This is a genomic window from Blastomonas sp. CCH1-A6 (assembly GCF_001556365.1).
GTDB lineage: Bacteria > Pseudomonadota > Alphaproteobacteria > Sphingomonadales > Sphingomonadaceae > Blastomonas > Blastomonas ursincola.
In genome coordinates this window covers 1-18,295 of the sequence record NZ_LSIS01000397.1, presented here as the reverse complement: position 1 = coordinate 18,295, position 18,295 = coordinate 1, and the positions used below count along the sequence as shown (strand labels likewise).

24 protein-coding genes are annotated in these 18,295 nt (G+C 63.7%); 18 read left to right on the top strand and 6 right to left on the bottom strand.

Going from position 1 to position 18,295, the window contains the following annotated elements; all coding sequences use genetic code 11:
• Window positions 1-114: 114 nt before the first annotated feature.
• The 5 genes from AX735_RS18185 to AX735_RS18165 are packed head-to-tail and all read left to right on the top strand — an operon-like array spanning window position 115 to window position 7,847.
• A complete protein-coding gene (locus AX735_RS18185; RefSeq protein WP_231738554.1) occupies window positions 115-1,818 on the top strand; it encodes a conjugal transfer protein TraN in 1,704 nt (567 codons plus the stop codon).
• The gene (locus AX735_RS18180) at window positions 1,815-2,222 is read left to right on the top strand and encodes a hypothetical protein (RefSeq protein WP_007406345.1); all 408 of its coding nucleotides are present in this window, start codon (window positions 1,815-1,817) and stop codon (window positions 2,220-2,222) included. Before AX735_RS18185 ends, AX735_RS18180 begins: the two co-directional genes overlap by 4 nt.
• 1 nt (window position 2,223) lies before the next feature.
• A complete protein-coding gene (traF, locus tag AX735_RS18175; RefSeq protein WP_066282994.1) occupies window positions 2,224-3,132 on the top strand; it encodes a conjugal transfer protein TraF in 909 nt (302 codons plus the stop codon).
• Window positions 3,132-4,574, top strand: coding sequence for a conjugal transfer protein TraH (locus AX735_RS18170; RefSeq protein WP_007406347.1), 1,443 nt, complete (start codon window positions 3,132-3,134; stop codon window positions 4,572-4,574). The genes traF and AX735_RS18170 overlap by 1 nt, the downstream gene beginning before the upstream one ends.
• Window positions 4,575-4,598: 24 nt before the next feature.
• A complete protein-coding gene (locus tag AX735_RS18165) occupies window positions 4,599-7,847 on the top strand; it encodes a conjugal transfer protein TraG N-terminal domain-containing protein (RefSeq protein ID WP_007406358.1) in 3,249 nt (1,082 codons plus the stop codon).
• Here the strand turns inward: AX735_RS18165 and AX735_RS18160 are convergent.
• Window positions 7,837-8,079, bottom strand: a complete 243-nt coding sequence (locus tag AX735_RS18160; RefSeq protein WP_066282991.1) for a hypothetical protein — start codon at window positions 8,077-8,079, stop codon at window positions 7,837-7,839. The genes AX735_RS18165 and AX735_RS18160 overlap by 11 nt on opposite strands.
• 116 nt (window positions 8,080-8,195) lie before the next feature.
• Between AX735_RS18160 and AX735_RS18155 the strand changes: the two genes are divergently transcribed.
• The 5 genes from AX735_RS18155 to AX735_RS18140 are packed head-to-tail and all read left to right on the top strand — an operon-like array spanning window position 8,196 to window position 9,940.
• The gene (locus tag AX735_RS18155) at window positions 8,196-8,552 is read left to right on the top strand and encodes a hypothetical protein (RefSeq protein WP_007406320.1); all 357 of its coding nucleotides are present in this window, start codon (window positions 8,196-8,198) and stop codon (window positions 8,550-8,552) included.
• A 27-nt stretch (window positions 8,553-8,579) separates the two neighbouring features.
• The gene (locus tag AX735_RS18150) at window positions 8,580-9,245 is read left to right on the top strand and encodes an SOS response-associated peptidase (RefSeq protein ID WP_269450459.1); all 666 of its coding nucleotides are present in this window, start codon (window positions 8,580-8,582) and stop codon (window positions 9,243-9,245) included.
• 44 nt (window positions 9,246-9,289) lie between these two features.
• Window positions 9,290-9,571 (top strand): HU family DNA-binding protein, encoded by a 282-nt coding sequence (locus AX735_RS18145; RefSeq protein WP_010409234.1) that lies wholly within the window; start codon window positions 9,290-9,292, stop codon window positions 9,569-9,571.
• A gap of 47 nt (window positions 9,572-9,618) precedes the next feature.
• Window positions 9,619-9,771, top strand: a complete 153-nt coding sequence (locus tag AX735_RS25330) for a hypothetical protein (protein WP_007406311.1) — start codon at window positions 9,619-9,621, stop codon at window positions 9,769-9,771.
• Window positions 9,746-9,940, top strand: a complete 195-nt coding sequence (locus AX735_RS18140; protein WP_007406362.1) for a hypothetical protein — start codon at window positions 9,746-9,748, stop codon at window positions 9,938-9,940. The genes AX735_RS25330 and AX735_RS18140 overlap by 26 nt, the downstream gene beginning before the upstream one ends.
• Before the next feature lie 179 nt (window positions 9,941-10,119).
• Here AX735_RS18140 and AX735_RS18135 read toward each other — a convergent pair whose 3' ends face one another.
• The gene (locus tag AX735_RS18135; RefSeq protein WP_007406364.1) at window positions 10,120-10,569 is read right to left on the bottom strand and encodes a hypothetical protein; all 450 of its coding nucleotides are present in this window, start codon (window positions 10,567-10,569) and stop codon (window positions 10,120-10,122) included.
• Between the two features lie 116 nt (window positions 10,570-10,685).
• Here AX735_RS18135 and AX735_RS18130 point away from each other — a divergent pair, with 116 nt between their 5' ends.
• Both AX735_RS18130 and AX735_RS18125 read left to right on the top strand, forming a co-directional pair.
• The gene (locus AX735_RS18130) at window positions 10,686-11,099 is read left to right on the top strand and encodes a LexA family protein (protein WP_007406310.1); all 414 of its coding nucleotides are present in this window, start codon (window positions 10,686-10,688) and stop codon (window positions 11,097-11,099) included.
• Between the two features lie 5 nt (window positions 11,100-11,104).
• Complete coding sequence (locus tag AX735_RS18125; protein WP_007406368.1) at window positions 11,105-12,364, top strand: Y-family DNA polymerase; 1,260 nt, start codon at window positions 11,105-11,107, stop codon at window positions 12,362-12,364.
• A gap of 2 nt (window positions 12,365-12,366) precedes the next feature.
• On the opposite strand, the gene AX735_RS18120 is transcribed toward AX735_RS18125, so the two are convergent.
• Window positions 12,367-12,675, bottom strand: a complete 309-nt coding sequence (locus AX735_RS18120; RefSeq protein ID WP_010409222.1) for a hypothetical protein — start codon at window positions 12,673-12,675, stop codon at window positions 12,367-12,369.
• A gap of 100 nt (window positions 12,676-12,775) precedes the next feature.
• Here AX735_RS18120 and AX735_RS18115 point away from each other — a divergent pair, with 100 nt between their 5' ends.
• Complete coding sequence (locus tag AX735_RS18115; RefSeq protein WP_231738481.1) at window positions 12,776-13,069, top strand: response regulator; 294 nt, start codon at window positions 12,776-12,778, stop codon at window positions 13,067-13,069.
• A 641-nt stretch (window positions 13,070-13,710) separates the two neighbouring features.
• Here the strand turns inward: AX735_RS18115 and AX735_RS26475 are convergent.
• Window positions 13,711-14,190, bottom strand: coding sequence for a hypothetical protein (locus AX735_RS26475; protein ID WP_231376736.1), 480 nt, complete (start codon window positions 14,188-14,190; stop codon window positions 13,711-13,713).
• Window position 14,191: 1 nt separating this feature from the next.
• On the bottom strand, window positions 14,192-14,698 hold the full coding sequence (locus AX735_RS18105) for a hypothetical protein (protein ID WP_066282988.1): 507 nt from the start codon (window positions 14,696-14,698) through the stop codon (window positions 14,192-14,194).
• Between AX735_RS18105 and AX735_RS18100 the strand changes: the two genes are divergently transcribed.
• From AX735_RS18100 to AX735_RS18090, 4 genes are all read left to right on the top strand, one after another.
• Window positions 14,687-15,331 (top strand): hypothetical protein, encoded by a 645-nt coding sequence (locus tag AX735_RS18100; protein ID WP_202189615.1) that lies wholly within the window; start codon window positions 14,687-14,689, stop codon window positions 15,329-15,331. The genes AX735_RS18105 and AX735_RS18100 overlap by 12 nt on opposite strands.
• An 11-nt stretch (window positions 15,332-15,342) precedes the next feature.
• Entirely contained in the window at window positions 15,343-16,050 is a 708-nt protein-coding gene (locus tag AX735_RS18095; protein WP_183937292.1) for a DUF6118 family protein, read from the top strand.
• A gap of 67 nt (window positions 16,051-16,117) precedes the next feature.
• The gene (locus AX735_RS25325; protein WP_154651464.1) at window positions 16,118-16,285 is read left to right on the top strand and encodes a hypothetical protein; all 168 of its coding nucleotides are present in this window, start codon (window positions 16,118-16,120) and stop codon (window positions 16,283-16,285) included.
• Window positions 16,285-16,971, top strand: coding sequence for an MT-A70 family methyltransferase (locus AX735_RS18090; protein ID WP_029623207.1), 687 nt, complete (start codon window positions 16,285-16,287; stop codon window positions 16,969-16,971). Before AX735_RS25325 ends, AX735_RS18090 begins: the two co-directional genes overlap by 1 nt.
• Here the strand turns inward: AX735_RS18090 and AX735_RS18085 are convergent.
• Window positions 16,937-17,767 carry a BglII/BstYI family type II restriction endonuclease gene (locus tag AX735_RS18085; RefSeq protein ID WP_010408784.1) on the bottom strand — a complete coding sequence of 277 codons (831 nt, stop codon included), beginning with the start codon at window positions 17,765-17,767 and terminating at the stop codon, window positions 16,937-16,939. The genes AX735_RS18090 and AX735_RS18085 overlap by 35 nt on opposite strands.
• Window positions 17,768-17,833: 66 nt before the next feature.
• Between AX735_RS18085 and AX735_RS26470 the strand changes: the two genes are divergently transcribed.
• The coding region (locus AX735_RS26470; RefSeq protein ID WP_231750166.1) for a hypothetical protein at window positions 17,834-18,295 on the top strand (462 nt) is incomplete at its 3' end.

The window sequence follows — 18,295 nt, the reverse complement described above, 5'->3', positions numbered from 1 at the left end:
GTGGAGGGCAAATCGGTCGAGGAGATGATGCCGCCCGAAGCCTGACGCGCCGAGGCGAAGGCCCTCGCGACGCCGGCGCGTCAGGCTTCGGGCGGCATCATCTCCTCGACCGATTTGCCCTCCACCATCCCGGGCTTCAGCAGCGGCCCGCAGCCCGGCGAAGCCTATGCCGACGATCCCGATGCGCTGATCGCCGCGGGCGGGTCGGCTGCAGGCGCGAACGAGGCGTGGCAGCTCGTCACCGATCCGGGCCGCAAAGTCGTGACTGTGCCTGCCGGCGATCTCACGCGCGCGCAGGACGTCGAGAAGGACCCGAACAGCTATCTCGCCGGTCAGTCGGTGGGCGGCACGGAAAGCAGCTGCAAGCCGCTGCCACCCAATGGCACCACCGATTATTACGAGGCGACCTGCAACAAAGGCGCGAAGCTCGAGGAAACCCCGGCGACCTGCACGGGCAGGATGGACCCGGTAATCGTCGATACATTGCGGTACTTCTACTACGGCGTGCGCGACCAGAACGAGGGCAACGGGTTCGCCCGCAACAGCGTGATGCAGGCCAAGGTCAGTGCCGGCATTTGCCGGGTCGAGGCGGGGACGCCGCATATCTGCGATGCGCAGATCGAATTGGGGGCGGGCGGCGGCAACGTCGAAGACTATCGTCGCTGGTGCAAGAGCCTGTCCTCAATGCGCACCACCGCGCAGCTTTATTCGTGCTCGGCCGAAATCCCCCAGGCGGAGATCCCGGCGCACCAGAATTACGCGACCGGCACAGTGTATCTCAGGAAGGAAGGTACGCGCGAGATCACGCTAAAGCGCAACGAGGGAAGCTGTCCGGCGCTGGTGGCCGACACCGCCTGCACCGCGACGGGACCGGAGGTCTGCACCGAGGGGCCTGAGACGCGGATCATTGACGGTGTGTCGGTCACGGCATCGTGCTGGGCGTGGTCGCGCCCGTTCACCTGCCAGCGCATCACCCAGGCGTCCGATTGCAGCGATCTGGAGAACGGCGGAAAATGCACGTTCCTGCGTGACGAGTGCCTCGACGATCCGCAGGTTGGTGCGTGCCAGGTAACCACGAAGGTCTACAAATGTCCGGTTCCGTCGCCTCCGACGAACGATCCAAAGCAATATATCTGTGGTGACGACGTCTACTGCATCGACGGTGAGTGTGAGCCGGTCGAGCGCGAGGCATCGACCGAGTTCAAGGACGCCGTGGTCGGGCTGCACGCGCTGGGCCAGGCCAATGCCGAATTCGACCCTGATACGCTGACGCTGTTTTCGGGCAAGCGGCAGACCTGCCACAAGCCGGTGTTCGGGCTGGTCAACTGCTGCGCTGGCAAGGCGTCGGGCCTCATCACCACGGCTGCCGGCGCGGCCGCGATCGCGGGCGGGCCGGTGGCGATCGCCGCGCTCGCGACGCCATTCCTCACCATGTTTATGTGCTCGAACGACGAGAAGCTTCTCGACGTGCAGGACCGCATGGGGATGTGCCACAAGCTGGGCGACTATTGCTCGGACAAGGTGCTGGGCATCTGCACATCGAAATCGACGGCCTATTGCTGCTTCGAAAGCAAGCTGTCGCGCATCCTGCAGGAACAGGGACGCCCGCAGATCAACAAGCCGTGGGGCAGCGCCAAGAAGGAAACCTGCAAGGGGTTCACGCTCGACGAATTCTCGCGGCTCGACCTGTCGGTGATGGATTTCACCGAGGTCTATGCCGAGTTCGTCGACGCCGCGAAGCTGCCCGACGAGATCGAAACCTCGCGCCAGATCCAGGAGCGGATCAAGGCCTATTACGACGCGAAGAAGAGCAAATGACCGGCGTGACGCAACTGTCGGACCATCGTCCCTTTCCCGACCTGTCGGTCGCGGAATTTGCGGTCCTGATCGCGCTCCTGCGCGCCGGACCGCACCCGGCCGGGTTCCTTATCCCGACGCTCGACAGCTGGTTCGATACGAAGCTGTGCGTGGCCGATCTCGAACCGACGATCGCGCGGCTGATCCGCGCCAACCTCATCCTGCGCCGGGGCGAGACGCTCTACCCGCGCCGGCACGCCCGCAACCTCATCATCGGGGTGTACGGCAACCTGTTCCGCATCCTCGCAGACGACATGGCGCAGCTCGTGTCGCTTCAGGAGCCGTCGCTCCTCGGGACGCTCAAATCCTACCTCACCCGCCGCGAACAGGAAGATCGCGAAAAGCAGAAACAGAAGGACGACTGACATGCGCAAGGCCCTGACCCTCGCTCTCATCCTCTCGGTCGCGTCGCCCGTGCTGACGCCGGCGACGGCGCAGGACCTGACGCCGCTGCCGGATTCGGTGTCCTCCACGCGCGATGCCGGTGACGACGGCCGCGATGGCGGCCAGGACAGCTATGGCAGCGCGGACGATCTGGGATCGGCCGACCGCGTCGCGGCGCAGACCGGGGACGACTTCTACTGCCGCGAGCGGCGGCTCGGCACCTGGTTCTATTGCGACAAGCCGAAGGCCAGGCCCGCCGAGCAGCGATCGGCGCAGCCCGCGCGGTCCTCGGCCGAGCAGCTTGCGGCGATCTCGAAGCAGCTGGAGGAGCTGAAGGCGCGGGCGATCCTCGAGCCGACGCCCGAGAACATCAGCCATTATATCGCTTTCCAGCGCGAGCAGCTTGATCGTGCCTCCTCTTTCGCGGACATGTGGCAGCGTACGATCTGGCAGAACCCGGACCTCGACTACACGCTCCAGCGCCCGGTCAACCAGCTGGGCAAGCGGACCTGGCTCGATAGCCGTAATGCGGATCGAGAGCGCGTGCTGTCGCGGATCTCGCAGCGGTACGGCGTGTTCTATTTCTACTCGTCGGCCTGTGCTGCGTGCGAAACCTTCGGGCCGATCATGCGCAGTGTGTCGGATCGCTTCGGCCTGACCGTCATGGCAATCTCGCTCGATGGCGGGCCGACCCGCGCCTTCCCGAACTATACGGTCGACACCGGCCAGTACAAGGCGATGGGCATGCGCGGCCAGCAGGTGCCCGCGCTTGTGCTGTTCGACACTGTCACCAAGCAGCCCATGCCGATCGGCTACGGCGTGATGGCGGCCGACGAAGTGATGAACCGCATCTTCACACTGACCAGCGTCAAGCCCGGGAGTGACTTCTGATGGTCCGCTCGATCGTCCGCTTCTGCGCCGCGGTTCTCGCGCAGGCCAGCATGATCCTCGCGATTGGAGGTCTCGTCGCTACGCCGGCGATGGCCGACGTCCAGGGCGAGATGAACAGCTATTTCAACAAGTCGGGCGCGGCCGCGAACGTGACCGGCCCGACCGCTTTCCAGGGTCAGTCGGCGGGCTATTATTCGGGTGGTTCGCTGTGGAGCCGCTTTCCGCAGAAGTCGATCAACCCGGTCAGCGTCGCGCTTCCCAGCGCGCGTGGCGGCTGTGGCGGCATCGACCTGTTCGCGGGGTCGTTCTCGTTCATCAACGCCGATGAGATCGTGGCGATGCTGAAGGCGACCGCCAACAACGCGATCGGCTTCGCGTTCCAGCTCGCGATCGACAGCATCTCCGCGCAGATCGGCGGGGTGATGAAGGACATGAGCCAGCGCGTGCAGCAGCTGAACGCGTTCAACATGTCCTCTTGCGAGGCGGCGCAGCAGGCGATCGGCTCGCTGTGGCCGGCGATGGACGGGGCGTCCTCGACGATCTGTCAGCAGGTCGGCGGGGCGAAGGGCTTCTTCTCCGACGCGGCCGCGGCGCGTCACGGCTGCACCAACAAGGGCGAGCGGGAGTCGACGATCGCCAAGGCCGGTGACGATGCCGAGCTGGTCCAGTCGAAGAACTACACCTGGTATGCGCTGAACGCCAAGAGCGCGACCAAGCCGTCCCGCGAATATGCCGAGTTCCTCATGACGATGGTCGGTACGATCATCTACGATGCGACCAAGGCCAAGGACAGCATGGGCGCGTTCCAGTTCATCGCGCCGGCCAGCTGGGACACCTATCAGGCGCTGCTCGACGGCACCGCCTCGGCGCCGACTGACGTGTGGCAGTGCGACACCACTGACGACAAGGGGTGTCTGAAGCCCACGCCTACCAAGCTGAGCATCTCGACCAACGAGGCGCTGCGTACGCGCGTCCTCAAGGCGATGGACAGCATGTCGGGCAAGATCCGGTCAAATGCCGCGCTGTCGGGCGATGAGATCGCGCTGTTGGGCATGACCTCGATCCCGCTCTACAAGATCCTTGTCGTCAACGAGGCGGCGCACATGGGCCTGTCGGGCGGCGATCGCGCGACGCTCGCCGAGATGGTCGCGATCGACATGCTGATGTCGATGCTCGACCGGATGCTGGACACGATCTCGCAGGCGCAGGCGGGCGCGAAGTTCGTCTCGACCGACGAATTCAAGGCGTGGCGCGCCCAGGTCGACAGCGTGAAGACCGAGCTGTCGCGGCGCAGCGAGAAGATGGCCGGGCAGATCTCCAATACCTACCGGGTGATCCAATACACCCAGTTCATGGAATCCACCCTCAAGAACACCATGAGCCCGCAGCTGTCGGCATCGCTCCGGTTCGGACGCGGGCTCAGCGCTCAGGGCTTGCGGTAACGCGGCGGCAAGGGAGCGACGGCGATGCTCGAAGTCTTCACGATCGGCGGGGGCGAATATATCGTCAACGTCTTCAACGCGGTCGCGGCATGGACCGGGGGCGGGGGCTATCGCTCGATGCTCCAGGTTGTGATGGTGATGGGCTTCATCTACTCGCTGTTCGTCGTCGCCTTCTCGCTCGACTGGCGGGCGTGGTTCAACTGGTTCCTGCAGTCGACGCTCATCTACATGATGCTGATGGTCCCGACCGTCACGGTGAAGGTGACCGACCGGATCAACCCCGCGCTCGCGCCGGCGGTGGTGGACAATGTGCCGCTGGGTCTGGGAGTGATGGCCTCCTTCACCAGCCAGGTCGGCGACTGGATGACGCGCTCGGCCGAGACCGTGTTCGTGATGCCGAACGCGCTCGCGCTGACCAACAACGGCATGATCTACGGCGCGCGGTTGATGGACAAGGCGCGCACGTTCCAGATTACCGACAGCGTGTTCCGCGCGAACCTCGACGAGCACCTGAAGCAGTGCACTTTCTATGATGTGCTGCTCGGCTTCAAGGCGATGGACGATCTCACCAAGACGAACAATCTGTGGCAATCGATCGGACCTGGGTCGCCGGCGCGCAGCCAGCGGTGGATTACCTCGACCGGTCCGGGCACCACCGAAAACTCGATCATCCCGTGCAACGAAGCCTATTCGCGGATGGATGGTCAGTGGCAGGCTGCCTACGACAAGGATCTGCTGCCGTTCGCGAAGAGTGCATATCCCGGGATCGCCGATACGGTCGCGGCCCAGCGCATCCGCGATGACCTGCCGATCGTGGCGGCGCAGATGCACGGGTCGCCGACCGACGCCTATTCCTACCTGAAGCAGATCTCGATGATCGACGCGTTCCTGGCCGCGCGCGAGAGTTTCTCGGATGCCGGTTGGGATGCCTATGCGTCGCAGCGCGCGGACGCACAGGCCAAGAACACCTACACCTCGATCGCGACGCAGGCGATGACCTGGGTGCCGCTCCTCGGCATCGTCCTGACGGTCGTGTTCTACGCGATGTTCCCGGTGCTGTTTCCGCTGTTCCTGTTCCCCAGGACGGGCCTGCAGACGCTCAAGGGCTATGCGACCGGGTTCTTCTACCTCGCGTCGTGGGGGCCGCTCTACGTGATCCTGCACATGTTCGTGATGAGCAGGGCGGCGAGCCTCTATCATGCAGCATCGCCGACCGGGCCGACGCTGCTGGTCTCCGACGGAATGGCGAGCGTCAATGAATCGATCTCGACGCTCGCCGGCTTCCTGATGATGAGCGTGCCGTTCATCGCGGGCGGCATGGCGCGCGGGGCGATGGCGATCGCGGGGCATGCGACCTCGATGCTGCAACCGGCGCACAGCGCGGCCGAGCAGGCGGCGACCGAGCGCACCACCGGCAACTATTCGTATGGCAACACCTCGTTCCAGAACCTCACGTCGGGCATGACCCAGGCGAACAAGTTCGACGATCAGCCCAAGTTCAATTCGGGCTATTCGGTCGGCACGTTCACCAACGCCGACGGTGGCGTGACCTACGGTTTCGCGGACGGGACCAATGCGTTCGACACGCGCCAGGGCATCTCGAACCTCGCGTTCACGCCGACGCGCACCGCAGGGTTCGACAGCAGCATGAGCCGCGCGCTCTCGGACGGGCAGACGCACACTCAGTCGCTTCGTAGCGCCGCCTCGCAGTCGTGGAACGCGACGGCGACGACGGCGACGGATCTGCTGTCGGCCGCTGAGCATCGTCGGGGAAGTTCGACCGAGACGGGGTCTGGGTTCAATAACAGTGTCGCTCGAATGACTGATCTATCGAGGAGTCTTTCGCACGGCCTTACGAGCCGCTTTGGTTTTAGTGAGGCCGATAGCCAGCAAGTGGCGCGGATATCGCAAACCACAGGCGACGGTCATGCAGGAATCGATTATCTGATCAAAAAGTGGGGACTGTCTGGCAAGGCTGGTCTGGGACTGAAGCTTTCGTCCATGTCAGCTGAAAATACTGGCAGAACAGTTTCTAGCGACCAAGCGTTGGGCGAATTGCAAGAGTATCTTACCAAAGAAACGAATACGACGCAGGCTCGTTCAGCTCGCGATGAATTCATGCGCGAAACCAGCACGAGCGGAGATAGCGAGGTTCGGTCGCTGTCGCAGAAGCTGGGCGTAAGCGTCGGGGAATCGCGGTCGGCGTCGTTGGAAGCAACTCGAGCCGAAGAGACGTTCCAGCGCGTCAGCAATGATGTCAGGGAGGCCTCGGCGCGGGGTTGGTCGCTCAACCGGAACGAGAGCCAGGAGTTTGTAGTGTACGCTCAGGAGCGGTTGCTAGGCGACGATACGCTGTCGCAGTTCGGGTGGACGCCGGGGATGGTGATGCCCCGCACCCCGCAACAGGAACAGGTGCGCGATATCCTGCTTGGTGAGTTCATGGAGCGCCGCGTTGCATCGGTCCGCGACGAATTGGGTGTAAGCGTGCCTGAGCGCCTGTCCGGGCAGCTGCATGGCCCTGCATCGGCGACACCGGGTGCAGTACAACAATGGGGTAATGAGCGCGCCGCCGGCGTCAGGGCGCAAGGGCCGGATGTATCGATCCGCGAGAGTTCGCGCGATCTCGATCTGGCCGGCAATGTCGCTGACGCGATTCCGAACGCATCAGCGCGCATCACGCGCGGCGCGTTCGAGGTCGGCAACGGCGTCGACGACGCGAGAGGGACGGCGGGTCAGCTCGGTGACCATGTCCGGGAGCGCAACGACGCGTGGATCACGACGACACTTCCCGGTGTCGAGGGCGCGCGCAACTGGGTCCGTGACAACCTCGGTATAGGCGCTGGCACCAGCCATGTATACGAAGTCCCCCGCGGTGAGCGGGCAATGTTGCCGATCTCTGGGCGGCTGAGTTCAGGAATGGGTGGTCGGATTGACCCGGTCACCGGCGAGCCGGGACGGCATCACCGTGGCGTGGATATTGCAGCACCAGCAGGGACAGAAATCCGTGCGCCAGCCTCGGGTCAGGTCATACGAAACGACTTCCAGGCCAACGGCGCCGGCAATTATGTAGTCCTGCAGCATGGCGACGGCTCACAGAGCAAATACTTCCACATGCAGGATCGGTCGGCTTTTCAGGTTGGAAGTACCGTCCAGGCTGGGGCGGTGATCGGGCGTGTTGGCAGCACCGGAAAATCGACCGGGTCGCATCTTCACTACGAACTGTGGAAAGATGGCGCTCCGGTCGACCCGCGTAGATTTCAGCTTAGGAACTGAAAGGTGAGAGAAAAAATCCGCAGATAATAAGCGCCGCGATCAAGAACAAAGGCCACGCAGGACCGTCAGCATTGGGGAAAGATATATCGTCGCTGTCAGTGCTGGTAGAACCCTCGGTGATTAGCTCCCGCCCACGGTGCGTCATTGGATCGAGTAAATTATCAGGGTTGAAGTATAGCGAATGGTTGGCAGTGCTGCCCCAGTCCATCTGGCCAGTTTCGTGGTTCAACATGGCCGCTCCTTCCTCAATCCGTGGCTGACCGTGATGGTCAGAATTAGGCTTGCAAAGTCTAGCATATCGGATTGAGTTTGGCGAGGATTTTCACCCGTACTGACGGAGTGGGCACGGTGGAGCAGGACGGCGAAAACCCGCGCACGATCGAACGCTACGAGGCGCTGCTGCGCGAGCATCTGCTGTTCTACGATGCGCTGCGTTTGCGCGAGCGTCGGCCGAGGAGCGCGGCGCAGCGCCAGTTCCAGGACGTGGCGTGGGGGAAGGCCGCGCCGGTCACCGATCACGAGCTCGCCTATGTCTGGCACTTGAAGGCGCGTAGGATCGCGCCGTTCAACATTCCGGTGCCGGCACCGCATATCGACGACGTGATGGCCGGATTCGACGTCGGCGCGCGGCCGGTGAGTGGCGACGTTGGCACGAAATGGGATAATGCCTGGCGCGAGTATCGCGGTGGCCGGGAGTTCTTCTAGCCTGGGCACGATGAAGGAGCCGGACCGATCTGCAACCGATATCGGCTGAGCGCCAAACAGGCCGCGGTGATGCGGGCGGTCGGTTTCGAGCCGCCTTATCCCGAGGACGAGACCTACCCGGTGCCGCGCGAGATCTTCCCGACGGGCAAGAAGACAGCGCGCTACGGACTGGTCGTCAGGCGGGCAGGGGAGGGTAACCGCCCGCTTGAGCCGATCGCGATGGAATGGGGCTTCCCGACCAAGGTAGCGAGCAAGCGCGACCCGGCGGTCAAGCTGGACAAGTTCGTCACCAATGCGCGGTATCTCTCATCGTCGATGTGGAAGCCGTCGATCGCCAATCCCGATCGGCGCTGCCTGGTCCCGTTCACGCACTTCGCCGAGCCGCATCCCGAGGGCGGGAAGGGCGACGATGGCAAACCCCGCCAGATGTGGTTTTCGCTGCCCGACCAGCCCATCGCCTTCTTCGCCGGTCTGTGGCGGCCGACCGAGCGCGGCGATGCCTATGCCTTCTGCACCACCTCTCCCAACGCCACCGTCGATCCCTGGCATCCCAAGGCAATGCCGGCGATCCTTCACCCTCGCGATTTCACGGCATGGCTCGACGGCAGCTATGAAGACGCCCTGAAGCTCGTCCGCCCCTATGAGGGCGAGATGAGCGCGCAGGAGGCAACTCCCGATGGCGGCGCGACGTGAACCGGGCTAAGGCCGGTCCAATCATTCACCACCGGGACGTGTTCATGACGACGACATCCGATCTGGCCGAACAGCTCTCCAATACCCATGGCCTCGCAAAGGCGGACGCCAGGAAGGTCATCGATGCGATCCTTGCGAACATCACCGCGGCTGTCGCGACCGGCGAGGAAGTCAGCCTCAACGGGTTCGGCAAGTTCAAGCTGAAGGACACCCCAGAGCGCCAGGGGCGCAACCCGTCGACGGGCGAGGCGATCACGATCGCGGCGTCACGCAAGCTGACGTTCGCGCCGGCGAAGGCGGTCCGCGATCGGATGAACGGCAAGTGATAAACGGGCCAGGGTTTTAGAACGCTGGCCTAAACTGAGGGGACTTCATGGCCGATACCGCAGCCGACTACCGCGCGAGGGCAGCGGCCGATCTTGCCGAGGCGCAGCAGCTCGTTCTCCCCCATGCTCGGGACCGTATGCTGCATTCGGCCGATCGCTGGTCGAAGATGGCTGATGCGGCCGATCGCCGTGTCCGGTAAGGAAAGCACGACGGTCGCGCTCGACGTGGCTAACTGGTCAGCGGTCCAGGCAATGGTCGAGCGTCTCGACGACAGGGCTGTGATAGCGATCTACGAGCTGGCCGAAGGCGCTGGTCCGGTCGCGGACCTCGCGGCCGCACAGATGGAAAAACGCAACCTCGACTATTGAGCCAAGTTAAGAGTTCGGCCGCTGGTTAAGCCGCTGTTGCCGACCCGGCACAAGCCACGTTCCTGTTTTGTTCGATAATATATCTTATGTTAAATCAATGGCTTAGCAGATTTCCGGCATCGTTCTTGCAGAGACTGACGTGGCTTTTTCGCAGCTAAGGCTTGCCAGTCAGTCGCGAGTTAGCCGCGCCGTCGTTCTCGCGCGCGAGCGTGTCGCGGATCTTCGTAAAGATCCTGCAGCGCGCGCAGCCGAAACGCATTCCACCAGCGTTGCCAGCGATGCTCCTCGGCATCGTGGAGCATGTGACATCGCTGGCATAGCGCGGCGAGATTGCGCGGCGCGCTATTGCCAGGATCATGATCCAGATGCGCGCAGGCCAGCACGACATAGGTGATCCGCACGACGTCGAGCGCGAAGAGGTCGCCGACCTTCACCCGTCGCCCCTCTCCCGATCGCCAGCATCGCGCTTCGCTATCCCACCAGCGCCCATCGCCCAGATGCGCGACGTGCCGAAGATGCGGTCGCCGGCAGCGTTCGCAGCGCCCTCCTGCCCGCACGAACCGGATCTGGTCCGACAGCAGCGGCCAGTCGATCGGGTACAGCCAGCGGTTTTCGGGGCGGATCGGCATCCATGACTCTATGAGTCATGCGAAATGAGAACAAAAGGAAAATCTCGTTCCCTTCATGTTCTTATCCAGCATATCATGCGCGCATGTCCGCGTGTGTGATTCCCCTGTCCCAACCGATGCCGATCGCCGATCTGCCGCCAGCGTTTCGCCTGAGGGTGGTGAGCGCGGCCGGCGCTGGCTTCCCCTCGCCTGCCCAGGACTGGGAGGAAACCGCGATCGATCTCGTGGCGCTGCTGCGCCTCGACCGCGCCGCCAGCTTCGTGTTCCGGGTCAGCGGACAGTCCATGATCGACGCTGGAATCTATGATGACGACGTGGTGGTGGTCGATCGCGACGCCACGCCGGTTAGCGGCCGCATCGTCATCGCCGTGGTCGACGGGGGCTTCGTGATCCGCCAGTTGGTCTGGCGCGACGGCAAGCCGGTCCTCGAGGCCCGCAACGCGCGGATGCGCTACGACGCGGTGATCGCGGATGAGAGTGTCGAAGTGTGGGGCGTCGTCCGCGCCTCCGTGCGCAACCTGCAGGGCTGACCGCCATGTGGGCGATCGCTGACGTCTCCAACTTCTATTGCTCGTCGGAGAGGGTATTCGACCCGTCGCTGCGCGATAAACCGCTCATCGTGCTGAGTAACGGGGACGGCTGCGCCATCGCGCGCTCCGAGGAGGCCAAGGCGCTGCACATCAAGATGGGTGCGCCGATGTTCAAGATTCGTGATATCGTCCGCGAGCATGGCATCCAATACCGCAGCAGTTCCTACGAATTGTATGCCGACATGAATCGTCGCTTCAATCAGGTCCTCGCCGAGCACAGTTGCACGGTCGAGGTGTACTCGATCGACGAATCGTTCTTTCGCCTGCCGGTGCTCCCGAACGGCCTGGGCGACGTGGCGGCCGCGCACCGCGTGATCGCGGCCGTCAAGCGTGCGACGGGCCTGCCGATCCGCATCGGGCTTGGCCCGACCCGGACGCTGAGCAAGGTTGCCAACGCCCTCGCCAAGGCGTCGGAGAAGGTCTGGAAGGGCGTGGTCGACCTGCACGACATCGAGCTGCGGCGGCGCCTGTTCGCGCAATGGCCGGTCGAGGAGGTCTGGGGCATCGCGCGAGCGATGACCGAGCGGCTGCGACCGCTCGGCGTCAGGACGACGGCCGATCTTGCCGCCCTCCCCCCGGAGGTCGCGCGCGACGTGGGGACGGTGGTGCTGGAGCGGCTCGTGCGCGAGCTGAACGGCGTCGAATGCACCGATTTCGAGCCGGAGCCGCCCCCGTCCAAGGCGACCGCGGTGACCCGCTGCTTCGGTGAGCCGGTGCGCGAGGTCGCGGCGCTGCGCGAGGCGATGGTGCGCCGCGCGGTCCGCGCGGCCGAGAAGATCCGCGCGCAGGATCTCGCTGCCACCCGCCTGATCGCCTTTGCCCACGGAAGCCGGTTCAAGCCCAACGCGCCGTCCGCCTCGCGCATAGCGCGGCTGTCGCCGGCGACCAATGATCCGCGCGTGATCGGCGGTATGGCGGGCCGCATGGCGGATGTCATGTACGAAACTGGCGGCGTCTACACCAAGTGCGGCGTCATGCTCGAGGGGCTGGAGCCGATGACCGCGCACCAGGCCGACCTGTTCGCGGTGCCCGATCCGCGATCCCCTGCCCTGCTCGCCGCGATCGACGGGCTCAACGGGCGGTTCGGCCGCAACACGATGCGGCTTGCCTCCGAGGGCTTTGGCCAGAAGAGCTACGACACCAAGCGTGCTTTCAAGAGCCCGTCCTGGACCACGCGGATCGATCAGGTGCCGATCGCGCGGTGAGATCAATAGCGATAGCCTGCCTGCCGGCAGGCCGCTGCCAGCTTCATCACTCGCCCATCCTTCGCGCCGTACTGGCGCAACCGTGCGGAATAGCTGTCGCAATAGCTTTTCGCGCGAGCGGACAGTGGCACCCCGTTCGGACCTCGCGCGGTCGCCGCCCCGCCCCGTTCGGCATAGCCACGAGCAGTCGCTGACTGAACCTGGGTGCGCGCTTGCGCGCCCAGATCGACTGCGCCGGGCATGTCCTGCGCGCCGGCAGGGGTCGCGATCGCGAATATCCCGACCGTGAACACAGCAACCAGGCTACGCATTCGATGTTCTCCCTCGAATTTCCGTCAGGCCATCAACGATTTGGCGGCAGCATCGTGCCGGTCGCGGGAGCGATTATGGATACAGGCGGTTGTAGAGGTGATGAACACGTCGACCGTACCTTTCGCGCTCGCGGTCGATGACGTCCCGATCATCCTGATGGACATGACGCTGATCCTGGAGGACGCCGGCTTTCGCTGTCATGAGGCGATGGACGGCGATACCGCGATCGTGCTGCTGGAGGAGCAGGCCGACAACACCATCCTGCTGTTCTCCGATGTCGAGATGCCGGGATCGATCAACGGCTTTGCGCTGGCGCGTCATGTCGCACAGCACTGGCCCTGGATCGAGATCGTGATCGCCAGCGGCAATATCTGTAGGCGCTTGCAATCATAACGGCGCCTGCTCGCAAACAGCCAGATTTTCTGCTCACGCTATCTGCCACTGGCGCGTGGCAACCTGCTCAAATTATCTGCCAGTGTGCTCGCCATTATCCGGCGCTGCTTGCAAACGAGGCGTCATGCTCACGCTTTCTACCAGTGGGTTCTCCAAACCCGTCGCCGGCAGACGCTTTTGCGAAGCACGTTTTCAGAACAGTTCTGACAAGCGGCGGGCAGCAGAAATGCGGTGCGGTCATGGCCCGCCGGCAAGGTCGTCAGAAAGGAAGGCTTTTGCGAACAGCGGGTGGCGCATAGAGCGGGCACAGATATACGTTTACGACTGAACCAGTCGAAGCGCGCTGGCCGCGACCGTCCCGAATGGGATCAATGGTCGGGATAGGATTCTCTTCATGCCCCAGCCGGTATAAAGGAACCGCCCCGATCGTAGCGGCTGCGTCGTTATCCCGCCTACCCAACCCGTGGGCTCGACCTTCGGCCCAGCCGGGCCCGCCTCAACGTGGCCCGTCGACTGCGATGACCGCGGCGTCGTCTAGCTGGAACCGGCCAAAGTCGTCGTCGCCCCATAACGAACGCTCCAGCCGGCCGACAAGCCGGATCGGCTTCCCGGTCGGCATTGACCCATAAGGCAGCGAGTATTCATGGTTTTGCGTCGAGGGAGCCGATCATAGGCAGGAATACGGCACAACCCGTTTCCTTGCAGGAAAGATCAAGCACCAGGTTCTTCCCCGATCCGTCGTTCCGCCCAGCAAACGTCCACAGAAGGCTGCGGCGCTCGGGATAGTTCGGGTCGGCGACACGGTAGGAAGCTACGCCTGCGGGGCGGCCGTCGAGCGTGAGCTGATCCGCTTTGTAGTTGGTCCCGGAGCTCGCGATCGGCAGCGCCGATCCTCGGCCTGTCACTGTGAACATGCCTTCGTAGCCCGGCCCGCGCAGCAGGAACACCGGATCGTCTACCGGGTCCTTTCCCGCCTTCAGAGTCGCATCTGATGGAATGGCGACCGTGCAGCACGAAGGGATCCCGACCGACTTCCAGCCGGCCGGGACCTCGGGTTGCGGTGCGTTCGGCGAGCAGGACACTAGCAGCAATCCCGCTACCGACCACACCGCGACCCTCATATCACCGCACTCCGTAGGCGTTGCGAAGCGCTGTCGTCTCCGTCGAGCACGGGGTGCGACGCACCACGCCCGCCGGCTGACTATAGTGCATGACGCACGCCGTGTTGTTGGCTTCACCGAAGCCCAAAGCATGGCCGAGCTCATGCGTCATGGTCGACTCATAATCAAACGAGCCGGAAGGAGGGCTCGACCGAGTAGACGGGCAATGGAACCGCCCACCCGACTCATCGCCATAATACCAGAGGTAATCGGCCTTCACGATCACGTCTGCCTGGGTGATGGTCGATCCGCTGGTCCACAGGTTGGTCGACGCGAGGGCGGTCGAGTTGGTGGGATAGCCGTCCTCCACGGTCACGATCTGAGCCGTGGTCTCGGTCCCTCGCGTGGTGGTCAGGTTATTCGCCGCGTCCCACTGATAGTAGAAGCGCGACCCTTGAGCGTTCCAGTTGCTGACCGCTCGCCCGAGGGCAGGGTCGCAGCCCGCCGGCATGGCGATGTGCAGGTACACCGACTTGGTAGGGACATGTTCGCGGGCTTCCGGCCCAAGCCTGCCGCCACGCCGGAGAAGGCACCTACCCCGGATCGTGCTGGCGCGGCGAGCGGCGGCAAGCCGGATCAGGCCAGGGCGATCGAACGCTATGCGCGGGCGTCGGCCGACATAGGCCGGATGCGCGCGCAGGAGCTGCCGGTGCTGCCGCATCAGGAGAGCGCGTTGCGCCGCGCCGGCGAGGCGCTGGACCAGGTGCGGCCCGATGCTGCGCGCGACCTCGCTTCCGCGTTCCGTCGCGATCCTGGGCTGATCGGGCAGGCGGCGGAGGGCAAGACCGGCGGCGCGGTGCGCGCGATGGCCGAGGAGCGCCGGGTGCGGCTCGACTCCGACGCGCGCGCCGACCGGTTTGTGGAGAGTTGGCGGGGACTGGCGCGCGAGCGGGCAGGCGGCGACCAGGTCCGGGCCGAGAAGGCTACCACGCGCATGGGCGCGATGGCCGAGGGCCTGCGCCGGGACCCTGAGCTGGCGAAGGCGCTGGAGCGCCGCGCGCCCGAGCTGGAGCTGAAACTGGAGCGCGGCCGGAGCATCGAGAAATCGCTGGAGCAGTCGATCGGGATCGGCCGCGAGCGCGACAGGGGCATGAGCCTATAAGGGGATGACGTGTGACGGATGAAGAAGGGCCGAATGAAGCCGCACAGGCGTTCGAAGAGCTGCGCGCCGAGGTGACGCTGATGCGCCGTGCCGTCGAGCGGCTGACGGCCGAGCGCATGGAGGTGCCGGAACCGCCCGACTATTCCGAGACGTTAGGCGTGATCGCCAACAACATCACCGCCACCGCGCAGCGCGTCGATATGCTGGTCAAAAGCCCGATGCTGGCGATGACGCCCGAGCTATTGGCGGGACGGATCACCGCGGCGGCAAGCACGGCGCGCCAGGAAGACCGGCAGACGATCGCTACGGCGCGCACCGGCCTGGAGGACGTGACGCGCCAGCTTCACAGCTATGTCGTGTCGGCGCGGCGTGGCGATGAGCAGAACCGCTGGCTGATGTGGAGCGCGATCGGCGGGATTGTGGTCGGCATGATCCTGTGGGCGGTGTTCGCCGGCATTGTCGCGCGCGCCGTGCCCGCGAGCTGGCAATGGCCGGAGAAGATGGCGGCACGCTCGCTCGACCTGCCGATGTGGGAAGGCGGCCAGCGCCTCATGCGGGCAAGCGCGCCCGACGCTTTCGCCAACATCGCCGCGGGTGATCGAATTGTGACCGCCAATCGTGAGGTGCTGGAGGCGTGTCAGAAGCGCGCCAACAAGACAGGAAAATCGGTGCAGTGCACCGGCACGGTCGAGCCAGTAGGCAAAGAGGCTCGTAAGTGAGGGTAATCGTCTTGCAATCCGTATTACAAGGCAATACCAGAACATACATGGTACGCCGGAGAGGCATATGGCAGACGATATCGTTGTAACAGTGCGGGTGCCGAAGAAGCTCGCGCAAAAGGCACGGCAAGTTGCTGATAGTCGTGACGAAACAGTGAGTCAGGTCATCCGGCGAGGCTTGCGTGGCTATGTGGGTCGCGCGCCAAAATCGATTAAGAATGAGGACGCAGCCTAATGTCAGAATCCAAGCGCAAGGCGTCCAAGAAGTCACCGGATTATAGTCCGGCAGCTATGGATCTGTTGAACGTCGCAGGGGGCGGCAATTTCAGAACAGTACTGGCGGATCCGCCGTGGCAGTTTCAAAACCGTACCGGGAAGGTGGCACCCGAGCACCGCCGCCTAAACCGCTACGGGACAATGACGCTGGACGAGATTTGCGAGCTACCGGTGCAGGAGTGCGTTGCGCCAACCGCCCACCTCTACCTGTGGGTGCCTAATGCGCTCTTGCCGGACGGCTTGCGTGTAATGCGGGAATGGGGCTTTGAGTATAAATCCAACATCGTATGGCGGAAGATCCGCAAGGATGGCGGATCTGATGGTCGGGGCGTGGGATTCTATTTCCGCAACGTTACAGAACTGATCCTATTTGGCGTCCGGGGCAAGAACGCCCGCACGCTTGATCCGGGTCGGACACAGGTGAACTATCTTGAGAGCCGCAAGCGGGAGCACAGCCGTAAGCCTGACGAGCAATATCCGCTGATTGAGGAATGCAGCCCCGGCCCGTTCTTGGAGATGTTCTCGCGTGGAACGCGGCCGGATTGGACCGTATGGGGCAACCAGGCGGACGAGGAATATACCCCTTCCTGGCCGACGTATGCCCATCACTCTAGGGCTGGGCTGGTGGCGGAAGCGGCTGAATAGGCTCAGCAAGGATCTCCTGCTCCTCCTCGCCCTCGGCGATGGCGCCCACGTCGAGATGCTCATCGAAAGTGACGATTGAGCTGGGTAGTCCAATGAGGAGGAGCGGGCATGGATTGCCGACGCCGCGGTGCACGCGATCTTCTAGCTTTCGCCAATGGGTCGTGGCGGCCCCATATTTATCCTTCACGAAACTAAGCGACCAAGCGTCTGCAAAGGTCGCGCCGCCTGCTCGCATACGCCGAGCAACATCGGCCTTCTGCCGGGGGGTGGGCGTCAGTCCCAAAGATCCAAGGTCATCACTCGACTCCAGACCCCGCTCGGTTGCAAACCGGCGGACGAGCTGCACCATGTCGTCCTGTAGGCTCGATCCCCGCGTGACAATCACGCCAACGCTGATCGCCCCCTCCGCGTGCAGCCGCTTAAAGTTCTCCAGGTCGCGGTCGAAGAATGGATCCTTGTTGTTCCACTCGATTTCGAGCGCGATGACGCGGCCATCGGCGAAGGTACGGACATGATCGACCTCATGGGAGATCGACTCCCTTTGGACGCCGTTGATGCGCTTTTCGATCGTGAAATTGACCTTGTGCCAGCCCAGCTCGGCCAAGGCGCGCCGGAGACGCTGAGTGCCCTTTGTCTCGCCTCCACCCGAGCCGATGATCTCCTCAATTGGGATGGATAGCGCGCCGAGCGCCGCTTCCAACTCCCCGATCGCGTCGGGAAAATCGACGCTCAGGATGGCCGTGGCATGGCTGTGAAACTCAATTTGGAAGCCGCGAGCGGCCAGATCTTCAAACATGCTCGTCCAAGAGTCGCTTCTGATGCGCCCAGGTGCCATAGATTGCCGGGCTAGGGCGAGGCCCCTATGCTCACCGAGGCGATTGCGCACGAGAGGATTGGCCACCTATCCGACTTTGCCGGCAAGCGGGTAGAGCGGTGGTGGGTGGATGCCCTGTTTCTCGCACTAGATCGTCTCATTGAGGATAGGGAGCTGGACGGAGAGCGCGTCAGCCCTGAGCGCTACGGCTCCCTATTGGGGCGATCGAGCTTCGCCCAAATTGCGGGTGCCCGCAGCTTGGAGAAGGATCTTGCGACCAAGCACCTAGTCGCCCTCTACACCGCTTGTGGCGGTAGAGAGCGCTTTTCCGATCAGCACGTCCGTGAGCGGACGGAACTGACCATACCCGATGTTCAATGGTTTGCCGCTAACGACAATCGACCCCAGGGAGCTGTGCATCCCTCAAATCCACGGTTCACTACCCGCTCTGCTGAGGCCTTGGCGGGCGATTTTACATTGGAGGATCTGGGCTTCATCTTCGTTCCTTCG

What these genes read in the sequence shown, in the direction of transcription:
- AX735_RS18115 (WP_231738481.1), top strand. Translation starts at nt 12,776, where the DNA reads ATGAACACGTCGACCGTACCTTTCGCGCTCGCGGTCGATGACGTCCCG.
- AX735_RS18170 (WP_007406347.1), top strand. Translation starts at nt 3,132, where the DNA reads ATGGTCCGCTCGATCGTCCGCTTCTGCGCCGCGGTTCTCGCGCAGGCC.
- AX735_RS18160 (WP_066282991.1), bottom strand. Translation starts at nt 8,079, where the DNA reads ATGTTGAACCACGAAACTGGCCAGATGGACTGGGGCAGCACTGCCAAC.
- AX735_RS18130 (WP_007406310.1), top strand. Translation starts at nt 10,686, where the DNA reads ATGCCGATCGCCGATCTGCCGCCAGCGTTTCGCCTGAGGGTGGTGAGC.
- AX735_RS25330 (WP_007406311.1), top strand. Translation starts at nt 9,619, where the DNA reads ATGGCCGATACCGCAGCCGACTACCGCGCGAGGGCAGCGGCCGATCTT.
- traF (WP_066282994.1), top strand. Translation starts at nt 2,224, where the DNA reads ATGCGCAAGGCCCTGACCCTCGCTCTCATCCTCTCGGTCGCGTCGCCC.
- AX735_RS18145 (WP_010409234.1), top strand. Translation starts at nt 9,290, where the DNA reads ATGACGACGACATCCGATCTGGCCGAACAGCTCTCCAATACCCATGGC.
- AX735_RS18125 (WP_007406368.1), top strand. Translation starts at nt 11,105, where the DNA reads ATGTGGGCGATCGCTGACGTCTCCAACTTCTATTGCTCGTCGGAGAGG.
- AX735_RS18135 (WP_007406364.1), bottom strand. Translation starts at nt 10,569, where the DNA reads ATGCCGATCCGCCCCGAAAACCGCTGGCTGTACCCGATCGACTGGCCG.
- AX735_RS18180 (WP_007406345.1), top strand. Translation starts at nt 1,815, where the DNA reads ATGACCGGCGTGACGCAACTGTCGGACCATCGTCCCTTTCCCGACCTG.
- AX735_RS25325 (WP_154651464.1), top strand. Translation starts at nt 16,118, where the DNA reads ATGGCAGACGATATCGTTGTAACAGTGCGGGTGCCGAAGAAGCTCGCG.
- AX735_RS18090 (WP_029623207.1), top strand. Translation starts at nt 16,285, where the DNA reads ATGTCAGAATCCAAGCGCAAGGCGTCCAAGAAGTCACCGGATTATAGT.
- AX735_RS18085 (WP_010408784.1), bottom strand. Translation starts at nt 17,767, where the DNA reads ATGTTTGAAGATCTGGCCGCTCGCGGCTTCCAAATTGAGTTTCACAGC.
- AX735_RS18140 (WP_007406362.1), top strand. Translation starts at nt 9,746, where the DNA reads ATGCGGCCGATCGCCGTGTCCGGTAAGGAAAGCACGACGGTCGCGCTC.
- AX735_RS26475 (WP_231376736.1), bottom strand. Translation starts at nt 14,190, where the DNA reads ATGAGGGTCGCGGTGTGGTCGGTAGCGGGATTGCTGCTAGTGTCCTGC.
- AX735_RS18120 (WP_010409222.1), bottom strand. Translation starts at nt 12,675, where the DNA reads ATGCGTAGCCTGGTTGCTGTGTTCACGGTCGGGATATTCGCGATCGCG.
- AX735_RS18165 (WP_007406358.1), top strand. Translation starts at nt 4,599, where the DNA reads ATGCTCGAAGTCTTCACGATCGGCGGGGGCGAATATATCGTCAACGTC.